The 13,568-nt window shown below is 41.3% G+C and carries 13 protein-coding genes; 9 read left to right on the top strand and 4 right to left on the bottom strand.

Annotated features, from left to right (window positions below):
• Positions 1–2 precede the first annotated feature (2 nt).
• Positions 3–950, bottom strand: a complete 948-nt coding sequence (locus HX021_RS06020; protein ID WP_286589219.1) for an NAD-dependent epimerase/dehydratase family protein — start codon at positions 948–950, stop codon at positions 3–5.
• 414 nt (positions 951–1,364) lie between these two features.
• Between HX021_RS06020 and HX021_RS06015 the strand changes: the two genes are divergently transcribed.
• The gene (locus HX021_RS06015) at positions 1,365–2,354 is read left to right on the top strand and encodes an aspartate-semialdehyde dehydrogenase (protein WP_286589217.1); all 990 of its coding nucleotides are present in this window, start codon (positions 1,365–1,367) and stop codon (positions 2,352–2,354) included.
• A 102-nt stretch (positions 2,355–2,456) separates the two neighbouring features.
• Here HX021_RS06015 and def read toward each other — a convergent pair whose 3' ends face one another.
• Positions 2,457–3,683, bottom strand: coding sequence for a peptide deformylase (gene def, locus HX021_RS06010; RefSeq protein WP_286589214.1), 1,227 nt, complete (start codon positions 3,681–3,683; stop codon positions 2,457–2,459).
• 154 nt (positions 3,684–3,837) lie between these two features.
• Here def and ruvX point away from each other — a divergent pair, with 154 nt between their 5' ends.
• From ruvX to HX021_RS05995, 3 genes are all read left to right on the top strand, one after another.
• Positions 3,838–4,251: a Holliday junction resolvase RuvX gene (gene ruvX, locus HX021_RS06005; RefSeq protein WP_286589213.1), complete on the top strand. Its 414-nt coding sequence runs from the start codon at positions 3,838–3,840 to the stop codon at positions 4,249–4,251.
• A 95-nt stretch (positions 4,252–4,346) separates the two neighbouring features.
• Positions 4,347–4,775, top strand: a complete 429-nt coding sequence (gene ybeY / locus HX021_RS06000; protein ID WP_286589211.1) for an rRNA maturation RNase YbeY — start codon at positions 4,347–4,349, stop codon at positions 4,773–4,775.
• Between the two features lie 329 nt (positions 4,776–5,104).
• On the top strand, positions 5,105–5,881 hold the full coding sequence (locus HX021_RS05995; RefSeq protein ID WP_286589209.1) for a class I SAM-dependent methyltransferase: 777 nt from the start codon (positions 5,105–5,107) through the stop codon (positions 5,879–5,881).
• A gap of 131 nt (positions 5,882–6,012) precedes the next feature.
• On the opposite strand, the gene HX021_RS05990 is transcribed toward HX021_RS05995, so the two are convergent.
• Positions 6,013–6,432 carry a nucleoside-diphosphate kinase gene (locus tag HX021_RS05990; RefSeq protein ID WP_286589207.1) on the bottom strand — a complete coding sequence of 140 codons (420 nt, stop codon included), beginning with the start codon at positions 6,430–6,432 and terminating at the stop codon, positions 6,013–6,015.
• A gap of 268 nt (positions 6,433–6,700) precedes the next feature.
• Here HX021_RS05990 and HX021_RS05985 point away from each other — a divergent pair, with 268 nt between their 5' ends.
• The 5 genes from HX021_RS05985 (at position 6,701) to galK (ending at position 12,267) form a co-directional block, all read left to right on the top strand.
• Positions 6,701–7,549 carry a 4-hydroxy-3-methylbut-2-enyl diphosphate reductase gene (locus HX021_RS05985; protein ID WP_286589205.1) on the top strand — a complete coding sequence of 283 codons (849 nt, stop codon included), beginning with the start codon at positions 6,701–6,703 and terminating at the stop codon, positions 7,547–7,549.
• A gap of 79 nt (positions 7,550–7,628) precedes the next feature.
• A complete protein-coding gene (hemH, locus tag HX021_RS05980) occupies positions 7,629–8,663 on the top strand; it encodes a ferrochelatase (RefSeq protein ID WP_286589203.1) in 1,035 nt (344 codons plus the stop codon).
• A gap of 12 nt (positions 8,664–8,675) precedes the next feature.
• Positions 8,676–9,950: a metallophosphoesterase gene (locus HX021_RS05975; RefSeq protein WP_286589202.1), complete on the top strand. Its 1,275-nt coding sequence runs from the start codon at positions 8,676–8,678 to the stop codon at positions 9,948–9,950.
• Between the two features lie 114 nt (positions 9,951–10,064).
• Positions 10,065–11,114, top strand: coding sequence for a UDP-glucose--hexose-1-phosphate uridylyltransferase (locus HX021_RS05970; protein WP_286589200.1), 1,050 nt, complete (start codon positions 10,065–10,067; stop codon positions 11,112–11,114).
• A 1-nt stretch (position 11,115) separates the two neighbouring features.
• Complete coding sequence (gene galK / locus HX021_RS05965) at positions 11,116–12,267, top strand: galactokinase (RefSeq protein WP_286589198.1); 1,152 nt, start codon at positions 11,116–11,118, stop codon at positions 12,265–12,267.
• 73 nt (positions 12,268–12,340) lie between these two features.
• Here galK and HX021_RS05960 read toward each other — a convergent pair whose 3' ends face one another.
• Entirely contained in the window at positions 12,341–13,528 is a 1,188-nt protein-coding gene (locus HX021_RS05960; protein ID WP_286589196.1) for a trans-sulfuration enzyme family protein, read from the bottom strand.
• Between the last annotated feature and the right edge of the window lie 40 nt (positions 13,529–13,568).

The raw sequence follows: 13,568 nt of genomic DNA, 5'->3' as shown, positions 1-13,568 counted from the left end.
TGTTATATTTTGTTTTTAAGATTTTCAATCATATCGACTGTCATCTTCTGGATGTCAAATGCTGGCTTCCAGTTCCAGTCTTTGCTTGCATAGGAATCATCCAGGCTTGCAGGCCACGAATCGGCGATCTGCTGTCTTGGGTCATTCGCTGTGTAAGAGATTGTAAAATTAGGAAGAATTTTTTTAATTTCTTGTGCCAGTTCTTTTGGAGTAAAGGTAATACCGCCAAGGTTATAACTATGACGGATACTTAAGCTTTCTTTTGGAGCATCCATCAGTTCCAGTGTACCCCGGATGGCGTCATCCATATACAGCATCGGCAATGCTGTATCTTCAGATAGGAAACAAGTATAATTTCCTGTTTTCAAGGCCTCATAGAAAATATCGACTGCATAATCTGTTGTACCGCCTCCTGGTTCAGTCTTCCATGAGATAATACCAGGATATCGTACACTGCGGATATCCAATCCACGATGCTCTTGGTACCATTCAATCAATCGTTCTCCAGCGAGTTTACTGATGCCGTAAATCGTGTTAGGGTCCATGACACAGTATTGTTCGGTATTTATTTTTGGAGAGTGTGGCCCGAAGACAGCAATTGAGCTTGGCCAGAATATCCTTGAAACGTTATAAGTGACCGCTAAATCAAGTACATTCAATAAGCCATTCATGTTTAGCTCCCAGGCTTTTTCAGGATATTTCTCACCTGTTGCTGAAAGCATGGCTGCTAATAAATATATTTGAGTGGGTTTATATTTTTGAAATAATGTATCGAGACCATTTTTGTCAAGCACATTTGCGATTTCAAAATTCTCGTCGGAGCTCTTAGTCTGTGGTTCTCTGATGTCAGTGGTCACAACATTTTCTGCTCCAAATTTTTTACGCAAGGCGATTGCCAATTCTGTACCGATTTGGCCATTTGCACCAATGATAATAATGCTTTCTTTCATGATGCAAATATAAAGGCTTTTCAGTATCTGTCAACTGCTGAGGGGATGCAGTTTCAATCTAAAAATGTTAATTTATAGACTCTTGGCGCAGTTTTTATGAGATTTTAAACCGTTTCAATCGTTTGTTCTTTTTTTTTGAATGACTACTGAAAATTTTTATTTTTTTTGAATTGGCATCGACAAGATTTCTACGGGATAGACAGTCAAGGTTATTTCCAGTTTTTATAATTTCGGGTGGGAAAATGATAATTGTTGTGACATTGTTAGCGGAAGGAGTAATATTTTGTTATTTTAATAGTAGAATTAGGGAATATTTTTTAAATTTGATGAATTCATTCTTCGAGAATCAACTAAAAACAAAATCAACTATCAAATAATAAATTTTTATATACACAATTTAAAACACAAACAAAAATGAAAGTGGCAGTAGTCGGCGCAACAGGCCTTGTAGGTACTGAGATGCTAACCGTGTTGGCGGCGCGAAATTTCCCAGTAACAGAATTGATTCCGGTAGCTTCAGAACGCAGCAAGGGTAAGGAAATTGAATTCAAGGGAAAGAAGTATAAGGTGGTTACACCATCTGAGGCTATTGCTTTGAAACCTGATGTTGCCCTGTTTTCCGCAGGTGGTGATACTTCCAAAGAGTTTGCCCCAAAATTTGCCGAAGCAGGAATCACGGTGATCGACAATTCTTCGGCTTGGCGTATGGATCCAACAAAGAAATTGGTCGTTCCTGAAGTAAATGGCGATGTGCTCTCAGTTGATGATAAGATTATCGCAAATCCGAACTGTTCAACTATACAAATGGTGGTGGCATTAAAACCATTGCACGATAAATATAAAATCAAGCGTGTCGTTGTCTCGACTTATCAATCTGTAACAGGTACTGGTGTCAAAGCTGTCAATCAATTGATGGATGAGCGCGCCGGAAAAGATGGTGAGAAAGCATACCCTTATCCGATTGATCTGAATGTCATTCCACATATTGATGTTTTCCAAGAAAACGGATATACAAAAGAGGAAATGAAAATGATCCTGGAAACAAACAAAATCATGCGTGATGATTCGATCAAAGTTACGGCAACAACTGTACGGATCCCAGTAATGGGCGGGCACTCCGAATCATTGAATATTGAGTTCGAAAATGATTTTGATGTGAACGATGTGCGCGCAGCTCTAGCCGCTCAAAGCGGATGCATCGTGGTTGATGATCCTGCATCTCTTCAATACCCGATGCCAAAAGATGCCCATGGTAAAGATGAAGTTTTTGTAGGACGTATCCGTCGTGACGAATCACAGCCAAATACATTGAACATGTGGGTGGTGGCTGATAATTTGCGTAAAGGTGCTGCAACAAATGCTGTTCAAGTAGCAGAGCTACTGGCAGCTAAAGGATTAATATAACGTATGTAGAATTCCATTATAAGAGCCCCATGAATTAATTCATGGGGCTTTTTTTAATCCCATCCGAATTTCTCTCGCCTTTCAGCCGAAAAAATAAAAATCTTAGGGAGTCAGTGTTTTGGGCGGAATGGAGAAATCGATCTTATCATTCAAAGGCGCATACAGCTCTTTTGCCTGCTCCTCTAAACGGTCAGGAAACAATATGCCAAAAAGATGATCTGTTTCATGTTGAAAGATAACTGCGGTAAAGCCTTCGATATTTTCCTCAATAACTTTCCCTTCCTTATTGATGTACTGCAGTCGAATGGCATAACTCCGTAAAACATCTTCCTTGCGATCTGGAATTGAAAGACAGCCTTCAGCTCCCTTTCGTTTTAATTTTGACCGCCACAGAATCTTCGGATTTACATAAAACTCAAAGGGCTGATCGGTTTTATCAAAGCGCTGCACCCAGATAAGGTTCTTGTTTATGCCAATTTGTGGGGCAGCAATCCCCACACCGGGATGTTGCGGATCTCGCACAGTGGCCAACATGCGTTGTGAAAGAACATCAATCAAAGGGTCGTTGTATTTGATATCGCTACTTGTTGCCTTCAGCACTTGGAGATCTTTTTCGGATGTGGTCTGCAATACGCGAAGAAGCTCATTTTCGGATCCTGATTGAATGATTTTTTTATCAGTATCGCTGAATTCTTGGCCAGCGTTCAGGTTTACTGGTCTCTCGTTTTTGGGTTTATGAAAGGCTTTTTCTCCGGCCATAATTTTTATTGCTAAATTGTTCTCTACTGGAGGTACTGGACAACGGTAACCATTGCTGTAGGCACAATAGGGATTATAGGCTTTATTGAAGTCTATCTCTATTTCACCATTTTCGATATCATCTGTGGATAGGTCAATATAACGCCCTCCGCTATAGCTCTCCAGGCCATTTGTTTCATCCAAAAATGGTAAAAACAAATGTTTCCGATAAGCAGGATTTTGAAATAATGCGACACTTTGGTAAATGTTTAAAGTCCATTCTTTTCCGGCTAATTGAAATGTCAGAACCCCGTATCGCTTGTATTCATTGCTTGTACCATCATACGTTGGCATGCGGAAGATGGGTTCATCAAATAAGACTTCAATTTTGGCTTTAGTCCTATATTGAGCACTTACTGGAAAGTAATCCAGAAATGCAACCTGCTCAGCCTTTAATGGGCCATATTGCTCTTTGGCCAACTCTTGAGCCTTTTCCTGTCGTTGCTCCAAGATGAGATGCTCATAGCTGTTTTGCGCCTGAGTATGTAGGCCAAAAGCAACAAGAAGGCTGGCAATAACTGTTTTTTTCATCCGCCAAAAAATTATATACAATGTTTTCTGCTTTATAGTCTACCAAAGTTATAGTTTTATGAGTGAAAAATAAAATGAGCAAACAACCAAAATCTACATACGCATATCTCAATAACTAATATCTAAATTGTACTTTTGTAAAAAAGATATATCCATGAGGTTAATGGCATTTGATTATGGTACGAAACGAATCGGGGTTGCAGTGACCGATCCAATGCAAATCATTGCAACAGCGCTGACAACCGTACATCCGCAGGATATCTGGACGTTTTTGACAACCTATCTCCAGACCGAACAGGTCGAAACGTTTGTGGTTGGCAAGCCAAGGCAGCTGGATGGTACAGATTCAGAATCGGCAGCACATGTACTTGGATTTGTACGCAAGCTGAAAAAAACGTACCCAGCAATTCCCGTGGCGGAAGTTGACGAGCGGTTTACCTCAAAGATGGCATCAGCTGCTATTGCGCAAAGTGGTAAAAAGAAGAAAGACCGCCAACAGAAAGGTTTGGTGGATACTATATCCGCAACGATCATTTTGCAAAGCTATATGGATAGCCGTAGTTTTTAAGTAAAATAAGAAGAAAGGGATTGTCTTGATTTTTCAGGAGCACATTCCAGGAAGGAAGTACATAGTTTCATTGGTTCTAGAAAAAATTATATAAGATGAGTAGCATACAGTTTTTTACTGAAGATACAGATTTCAAATTAAAAGAGAAGGGCAAGATACGGCAATGGATTACTGCTGCAATTAAAGCAGAAGGGTTTAAACGCGTTGGTGAACTCAGTTTTATCCTATCTTCGGATGCCTATCTTTTGGAAATCAATAAGCAATATTTAAATCACGATACCTATACAGATATTGTCACCTTTGACTCGTCCGAAGATGAAGAGACCATCGCGGGAGATATTTTTATCAGTATAGAACGTGTACAGGAAAATGCTCAAAAATTCAGTGTAGCCGAACGTGATGAATTGCATCGTGTTATTATTCACGGCGTTATGCATTTATGTGGTTTTCCAGATAAAAAACCAGCGGATAAAGCAAAGATGACAGCCAAAGAAGACGAATACCTGGGAAAAAGAAGTTTTTAACGTTTAAATCTTTATCAACACCAGATCCTGTTACGACTAATAATGCGGGTTAGCATTAAGTGCCCCTCGTCGTCCCAATTATTATGCTCTATTTCGAATAAAATGGCTGTTTGGCAATTAAAAAAAATATAAACTTTCATTGTTACTTAAATTTCGATAAGCTCATTCTATTTTAATAATGCCGAATCCCTTAAAAAGCCACAGAATTCAGATAATGGGATGTTTTTGCCTGATTAAGAGTTGATTCCTCTTTGAAAAAACTTGCCTTTCCGATAATATTTAGCTAGATTCAATAGATAAAATTATCTAAACCATCTATAGTGTCTAATATGAACGAATTAGAGGAATATTTCCGGAATAACGATGCAAAGCTGATCAACAAATGGCTGCATTATTTCGATGTGTACGATCGCCATTTCCGCCAGTTCAAAGATAAGGAGATTGTTGTGCTGGAGATCGGCGTTTTTCAGGGCGGTAGTCTGCAGATGTGGAAGAATTATTTTGGAGACAGGGCAAAGATCTACGGTGTAGATATCAATCCAAACTGTAAGGCGTTGGAAGAGGAGAATGTTGAAATATTTATTGGATCTCAATCGGACCGAAACTTCCTGCGCCAAGTGAAGGCCGCCATCCCTCCAGTCGATATCCTTGTAGATGATGGCGGGCATACCATGCGACAGCAGATTATCACATTCGAAGAACTGTTTGGCCATGTCAAAGATAATGGTGTCTATTTATGTGAGGACCTCCATACATCCTATCAGGTTTTTTATGGTGGCGGACATAAGCGAAATGGCACTTTTATAGAATATAGCAAAGACTTTATTGATTATATCAATGCATATCATTCCGAGCAACGAAGTTTGAAAGTCAATGAATTTACCCGCTCAGCCAATTCATTGCATTACTATGATAGTATTTTAGTTATCGAAAAGCATAGCAGGGAAGCACCCACACATATGAAAACAGGAAGGGCCACGGTGCAGGATTTTGACGCCGCTCCCACTGGCATCAGCGGACTAAAGTGGAAAATTAAGAAACCGGCCCTGACAGCGATTAATAAGCTGCTTCGCTTTTTCAGAATAGGCGGATTTATGTGGCGATAATCTATTGTTGAGCTGGTATCCTAGGTGAATGATCGAGAATAAGCCTTTAATGTGGAGCTACAGCATGAAAATAACAAAAAAGGTTGTTCCTGTGTGAAGAACAACCTTTTCTGTGTGTTTTTGATAAGGTACTAAAATCTTTCAAATTGAGAGAAAAAGAAATTTCCTTCAATAGCCGCATTCTCATCAGAATCAGAACCATGGACCGCATTTGCATCGATAGATTTAGCATATTTATTACGGATGGTGCCTTCAGCAGCATCAGCAGGGTTGGTAGCACCAATTAATGTGCGGAAATCTTCCACTGCGTTGTCTTTCTCTAGGATGGCAGCAACAATTGGACCTGAAGTCATAAATTTTACTAATTCACCGTAGAATGGACGTTCTTTGTGCACTGCATAAAATGCACCTGCAGTTTCTTCTGATAACTGAATGTATTTCATCGCAATGATTTTGAAACCACCAGCAATGATATCGTTTAAGATTGCTCCGATGTGACCATTCGCTACCGCGTCAGGTTTGATCATCGTAAAAGTTCTGTTAGTTGCCATTATTTTAATTTTTCTGCAAACTTAGATAAATTGCTTTTTATATGCAATTTAATTAGAACCATATAGAAACAATTTATTCCTTTATGGAGCCTTCTTTCATTAGCAGCATTGATGCCATTCTTGGCTTCTTGGGGGCTGTTAAGCCTTTATTCTATAGAAAGAAAGCAACAATAGCCCTACCTGGTTGATCGTGATAAGGAATAAAAATCAGCAGCAAAGAAATGCTTGCATGAATATATTCGATCTGAATATGTAACTTTGTATTACTATGGCATTAAATCTAACAGTAGATATCGACAAAGATTCTGGCTTTTGCTTCGGAGTGGTGTACGCTATTGATATGGCGGAAGAGATTTTGGAGGAAGATGGCTACCTCTATTGTTTAGGAGATATTGTGCATAATGACGAAGAAGTCGCTCGTTTGAAAGCCAAAGGACTGCGCATCATTGATCATGCTGTCTTACCGACCCTGTCGAATGAGAAGGTTCTGATCCGGGCACATGGTGAAGCACCTGAGACTTATCGCATTGCTTTAGAAAATAATATAACACTCATTGACGCTTCCTGCCCGGTTGTGCTTAAATTACAGAACCGGATTAAGACCTCATTTGATCAAGATGAGAAGATCCTGATATTTGGAAAACACGGGCATGCCGAGGTTGTCGGACTACAGGGGCAGACAAACAATGAAGCTTTGGTATTCCAGGATATTGCCGAACTGGATGATGTGGAGCTACCGAGTTCATTTACATTGTATAGTCAGACGACCAAAAGTGTGGACAAGTTCTACGCCATCAAAGACGAATTGATCAAGCGCGGCTACGAGGTAAAGGCCAATGATACGATTTGTCGTCAGGTATCCAACAGATATGAAGACCTGGGTACTTTTGCAAGGCAATATGACAAAATAGTGTTTGTCTCTGGGAAGAAATCCTCCAATGGGAAGGTCCTATTTGAGGTCTGTCAAAAAGCCAATGCTGAAAGCTATTTTATTTCAGACCCCGCCGAGTTGGATATACGTGTATTTGCTGCAAACGACCGGATTGGTATTTGTGGTGCAACATCTACTCCAATGTGGCTGATGAAAGAAGTAAAAACAGTGCTGGAAGCCTTATAATCCCTATGCCCGTCATAGATATTTCATATTATTAGGGTACTCCCTTAGTACAGGCTTTTTTTGATTATTTTTGTAAACTATGAGCATTAAGGCCAAAAAAGGTATTCTTTTAGTACAATTAGGTACACCCGATAGTCCAACTACCCCAGATGTAAAGAAATATTTGACCGAGTTTCTAATGGATCCTCGTGTTATTGATATTCCCTATCTCCAAAGGACATTATTGGTGAAAGGAATCATTGCCCGTACACGTGCACCAAAATCCGCCAAAGTTTATGAAACAATTTGGGATAAAGAGACCGGTTCTCCTTTGATGTATTACAGTATCCTACAGCGGGATTTACTGCAGCAGGCACTGGGAGAGGAATATCATGTGGAATTGGCTATGCGCTACCAAAACCCATCCATTGAGTCCGCATTAAAAAACATGGAAGGTATGCTCCTGGAATCTGTGCGTGTCATCCCTTTATTTCCGCAGTATGCTTCGGCCACATCCGGCTCGGTGATCGACCGTGTGATGGAACTCATCCGTAAGTGGAATTATTTGCCGGAGATTAGCTTTGTCAGCAATTTTTGTACAGATGAACTAATGGCCGAAACTTTTGCCGATCATGCCCGCAAGCACGATTTGGCCCATTTCGATCACTTTGTGTTCAGCTACCATGGACTTCCCGTTAGGCAATTAGGAAAAGTGGATCCTTCGGGCAAGCTAAAATGCCCTGAGTTGGGTTGTGACGCGTGTAAAACAACTGTCAATTCTTATTGCTATGTTTCACAATGCTATGCAACAACACAAGCGATCGTGGATAAGCTGGGGTTAAAAAAAGAACAGTACTCCCTTTGTTTTCAATCCCGGCTGGGGAAAGAACCATGGATCCAGCCGTATACATCGGATTTGTTGCATGATCTTGCCAACAAAGGATATAAAAAGCTGCTGGTCTTCAGTCCAGCATTTGTTGCTGACTGTATAGAGACCATCGATGAAATTGGCGTGGAATATGCTAATGAATTCAAGAATTTAGGCGGAGAGGAAGTCTGTCTGGTCGAAAGTCTCAACGATGATCCCAAATGGATAGAGTCTTTAAAACAATTGGCGCTTAATGCCCGGAATTAAAATTAGTTGAAGATGTTGTTAGTCAATGCCTGTGTATTACTTATATTAGATTTTTATATCTTTTTTGCCCTTCGGGCCACAAAGATTAAATTTCCCAAAACAAAAATATTCACCATATTATGGTGGTCATATTCAGCCCTGTTGCTCCTAGGCGTTTTTATATCAGCCAAATATAATATTCCGTTGATCATTAGGTCTGTGATCTTAGTCGCATTTTTTTTGACAGCCGCCTCAAAGATTTTTTTCTTTTTAATTTTATTGATTGATGATATCCGTCGCGGTGGAGTTTGGGTAAAGCACTTGTTCAGTAAGAAAGATTCAGTTGAAGATCTTGTTGAAGATGCTGGAGAACCTCTACCGGAGAATCCTGTAAAAGGTATCAGTCGGTCAGAATTTCTCACTAAAGCGGGGATATTAATTGGCGCATCACCCCTTATTCCACTGAGTTGGGGGATTATCTCCGGTGCATATGATTACCGGGTGCGACGAGTCCCCTTATATCTGCCTAACCTGCCTAAAGCATTTCACGGGATGACCATTGCACAGATTTCTGATGTGCACTCAGGATCTTTTTATAATAAAACTGCCGTCAATGGTGGGATTGATATGTTGCTGAAAGAAAAAGTGGATATGACTTTCTTTACCGGTGACATTGTAAATTCCCAAGCATCAGAGATGCGGGAGTATCAGGATATTTTTGCGCGTGTCAAGTCTGATCTGGGGGTGTTTTCTACTTTAGGCAACCATGATTATGGTGATTACTATTATGGAAAAGAGGACTCTGCTGCAAAACGGAAAAATTTAAAGGATGTCATGGATGTCCATAAAACGATGGGCTGGGATTTGTTGATGGATGAACACCGTAAAATCAAGGTGGACGGCGAAGAACTATGTATTGTAGGGGTACAAAATTGGGGTACTGGCCGCTTCCCGAAACATGGCGATCTCAAAAAAGCATTGACAGGTACCGAAGAACAGCAGGTAAAACTGTTGTTGTCACATGATCCCTCGCATTGGCGAGCTCAAGTATTGGATACGGATATAGATGTGATGTTTGCGGGGCATACACACGGTATGCAATTTGGTGTTCGTTCGGAGATGCTGCAATGGAGTCCGGTACAGTATATTTATAAAGAATGGGCAGGATTGTATCGTGAGAAGCAAAATAAACGGTTATATGTCAATGTGGGCTATGGTTTCTTAGGCTACCCTGGAAGAGTCGGAATTCTCCCAGAAATTACCATATTTGAGCTTTTAAAGACTGAAGACCCGAAATTCAAGGCTTAATTATAGGCTATGATAGATAGCTCGTTACTGATCTTTACCTTTTTTCCGTTTTAATTTTAACTTTTTACTTAATATAGCTAATATTGTGTATTCTGTACACCAGTTATACATGATATGCAATCAACTTTAAACTTTGGGGACTCTCCCCATACACGTGTGAATATTCTTACCGGCGAAAAAGTCCTTGTATCACCACATCGTAGCAAGCGGCCATGGCAGGGGCAGGTGGAAGATCTTCCAGGAGATAATAGACCGGCATACGATCCACAATGTTACTTATGTCCGACCAATAAACGGGCAGACGGCGATATCAATCCAGATTACAAAGAAAGTTTTGTTTTTGTCAATGATTTCTCAGCCTTGTTGAAAGATACCAGTCAGCAGGAATTCAATGAAGACGAGCTATTTATAGCCGAGACAGAAAAAGGGATCTGTAAAGTGATTGCGTTTACGCCACGTCATGACCTTACCCTCCCTGAGATGGAGCAACCCGCCATAAAAGCCGTCATAGACCTTTGGCAAAAAGAATTTGTGGAACTCTCTAGGATAGAATGGATCCGGTATATTCAGATTTTTGAAAATAAGGGAGCGATCATGGGCTGTAGCAATCCCCATCCACATGGACAGATCTGGTCACAAAATCATTTGCCAGTGGAGATTCAAAAAGAATGTGTGCAGCAGAAGAAATATTTTGACAAATATCAGCGGACGGTTTTGTCGGAGTATATCAATGCTGAGCTGCGAAAAAAAGAACGCATCATCGATGAAAATGATTCGTTTGTCTCTTTGGTCCCATTTTGGGCCGCCTGGCCCTATGAAACAATGATTGTCAGTAAGCGACCGGTCCAAAATATTGCTGAATTTGTGGAAAAAGAGAAAGAAGACTTTGCTGCTATACTCAAGCTGCTGACCACACGTTATGATAATCTTTTCAAGACCTCCTTTCCCTATTCTGCGGGTATGCATCAGGCACCGGTAAACGATGGAGACCATCCAGAGTGGCACTGGCATATGCATTTTTATCCACCCCTGTTACGTTCGGCAACCGTTAAGAAATTCATGGTAGGCTATGAAATGCTGGCAAACCCACAGCGGGATATCACACCTGAATTGGCCGCAGAACAATTGCGCAATTGTGCTACTATACATTATAAATCTAAGTAAAATGATAGCAAAAGAAACGATTATAAATAAATTTAAAAGCCTATACCCAGGAGATCCGATTGTAGTTTCTTCTCCCGGCCGTATTAATATTATTGGCGAGCATACCGATTATAACGATGGATTTGTATTGCCAGCGGCGATTGACAAAGCGATTTATGTAGCGGTTTCCAAACGTGCAGATGATAACATCGTCTTATATGCAGAAGATTATCAGGAAAGTCATGAAGTCAGCCTTGCCGATATTGCCATATCGGAAAAACATTGGCCAAACTATATTCTTGGGGTCGTGGACCAATTCCAAAAACGTGGATCGACATTGGGCGGTTTTAATCTCTATATTGATGGCGATGTTCCGCTTGGAGCCGGGTTGTCATCCTCTGCTGCTGTGGAGTGCGCTGTTACCTTAGCCCTGAGCGAACTGTTTGGGTTACATGTTGCGCAGATTGATATCCCACAGATCGCCCAAAAGGCCGAACACACCTATGCCGGTGTTATGTGTGGTATCATGGATCAATTTGCCTCTGCCTTTGGTAAGGAAAAAAATGTCATCAAATTGGACTGCCGCAGCCTGGGGTTTGAATATGTTCCATTAGAACTGAAAGGATATGAAGTGGTTTTGTTGAACAGCAATGTAAAGCATTCTTTGGCTTCTACAGCGTATAATACCCGTCGTCAACAATGTGAACAGGCTTCCGAATGGGTGCGGGCAAAGTATCCTGATGTTAAGAATTTGAGAGATGTAACCATCAAAATGCTGGATGAATTGGTCAAGGATAAGGATGAAGATATCTATGCCAAAGCAAGTTTTGTTGTCCGGGAAAATGAGCGGGTCGAAAATTCTTGTGCTGCATTACGTTCCGGCGATATGGTACAGTTGGGCCAATATATTTTTCAGAGCCATGAAGGGCTGAGCAAAGTTTATGAGGTAAGCTGTCCAGAGCTGGATTATCTGGTTGATTATGTCCGACAGTTTCCTGAGGTCATTGGCGCCCGGATGATGGGCGGTGGTTTTGGTGGCTGTACTATCAATATAGTTCAAGAAGGCGTATTGCCAGCCCTATTGCCTGCTTTAGAAAAAGAATATCAGCATAAATTCGGCAAAGAACTATCGGTGATTCCGGTGAAGATTGCCAATGGTACACAGGTGCTCTAAACGCTGAGCTAAACAAAAGCGCCGATCACATGGACAAGTGATCGGCGCTTTCAAGATCCTCAAGCCAGTGAAGTTAGATTTTTTCCAAGGCTTGTTCAAAATCCCCAATTAGATCTGAGATATGTTCGATACCAACAGATATGCGTAGCATTCCTAATGTAATGCCCGAGGCTTCCTTTTGTTCTTTTGTATGATGGCCACCCCACATGCTGGCAGGATGGACGACCAGAGACTCAACACCACCGAGACTTGCTGCATTAATAAATAGCTGTAAACTGTTGATCAAAGTCTGTGCGTTTTTAAATGCTTGTTCTTCAGTGGCACCATCGATCTCAATACATAACATTCCCGAGAAACCTGACATTTGACGGGCAGCCAGCTCATGTTGTGGGTGGCTGGATAGTCCCGGATAGCTTACCTGCTTAACCTTTGGATGCTGGTCCAAAAATTCGGCAAGCTGAAGGGCATTTGCATTGATCTGTTTAACCCGTAAGCTTAATGTTTTTATGCCACGTAGCAGCAGCCATGAATCCAAAGGTGCAAGCGAGGCTCCCAGTGCCAGAGACCGTTTCCACACTTTGGCGATGTAGTCCAACGGACCGCAGACGATGCCTGCCGTAAGGTCGCTGTGTCCGCCGAGATATTTGGTCGCGCTATGGACAATGATATCAATGCCAAAATCCTTGGGCGTCTGGTTGATCGGTGATGCAAAGGTGTTATCGATCATGCTGGAGATCCCATGTTTTTGGGCCAGGGCACCAATAGCTTTTAAATCCGTGATATTCAGGTTTGGATTAGATGGCGTTTCCACATAAATGAGTTTGGTATTTGCTTGTATAGCCTGCTCAAATGCCTGGGTATCGGTCTGGTCTACTACGGTCACGGTAATACCGTAATCAGTCAGAAACTCCTTAAAAAAAATGGAAGTGCCTGAATAATGTGCATGTTGTGCGACAATATGGTCCCCTGATTTAACGATCGCTAAGATGGCGGTGCTGATGGCAGCCATCCCGGTAGCAAATACAAGCGCATCTTCGGTTTTCTCCAACTTGGCTATAATAGCTGCAACCTGGCTATTCGTCGGGTTACCATGCCGATGATAAAAATAGGGGTGTTTGGGCTCAGTTGCAGCCCTGATATATGCAGCTGGATCAGCGTCGGCAACATACGTTGATGTCTGATAAACAGGAGCCGTTACGGCAGCGGTTTCATTGAATTGCTGGCCCTCATGGATAAGGATCGTTTCGGTATTGATTGTCATGTCTATTGCTCTAGTATATCCAAATATAAATAAAATCTAC

The sequence above is a fragment of the Sphingobacterium sp. N143 genome (assembly GCF_030325625.1).
Classification (GTDB): domain Bacteria; phylum Bacteroidota; class Bacteroidia; order Sphingobacteriales; family Sphingobacteriaceae; genus Sphingobacterium.
This window is presented reverse-complemented; position numbering and strand designations above follow the sequence as displayed.

Bases quoted from the DNA above. Each gene is read 5' to 3' on its own strand.
- HX021_RS06020 (WP_286589219.1), bottom strand. From the start codon at position 950: ATGAAAGAAAGCATTATTATCATTGGTGCAAATGGCCAAATCGGTACA.
- HX021_RS06015 (WP_286589217.1), top strand. From the start codon at position 1,365: ATGAAAGTGGCAGTAGTCGGCGCAACAGGCCTTGTAGGTACTGAGATG.
- def (WP_286589214.1), bottom strand. From the start codon at position 3,683: ATGAAAAAAACAGTTATTGCCAGCCTTCTTGTTGCTTTTGGCCTACAT.
- ruvX (WP_286589213.1), top strand. From the start codon at position 3,838: ATGAGGTTAATGGCATTTGATTATGGTACGAAACGAATCGGGGTTGCA.
- ybeY (WP_286589211.1), top strand. From the start codon at position 4,347: ATGAGTAGCATACAGTTTTTTACTGAAGATACAGATTTCAAATTAAAA.
- HX021_RS05995 (WP_286589209.1), top strand. From the start codon at position 5,105: ATGAACGAATTAGAGGAATATTTCCGGAATAACGATGCAAAGCTGATC.
- HX021_RS05990 (WP_286589207.1), bottom strand. From the start codon at position 6,432: ATGGCAACTAACAGAACTTTTACGATGATCAAACCTGACGCGGTAGCG.
- HX021_RS05985 (WP_286589205.1), top strand. From the start codon at position 6,701: ATGGCATTAAATCTAACAGTAGATATCGACAAAGATTCTGGCTTTTGC.
- hemH (WP_286589203.1), top strand. From the start codon at position 7,629: ATGAGCATTAAGGCCAAAAAAGGTATTCTTTTAGTACAATTAGGTACA.
- HX021_RS05975 (WP_286589202.1), top strand. From the start codon at position 8,676: ATGTTGTTAGTCAATGCCTGTGTATTACTTATATTAGATTTTTATATC.
- HX021_RS05970 (WP_286589200.1), top strand. From the start codon at position 10,065: ATGCAATCAACTTTAAACTTTGGGGACTCTCCCCATACACGTGTGAAT.
- galK (WP_286589198.1), top strand. From the start codon at position 11,116: ATGATAGCAAAAGAAACGATTATAAATAAATTTAAAAGCCTATACCCA.
- HX021_RS05960 (WP_286589196.1), bottom strand. From the start codon at position 13,528: ATGACAATCAATACCGAAACGATCCTTATCCATGAGGGCCAGCAATTC.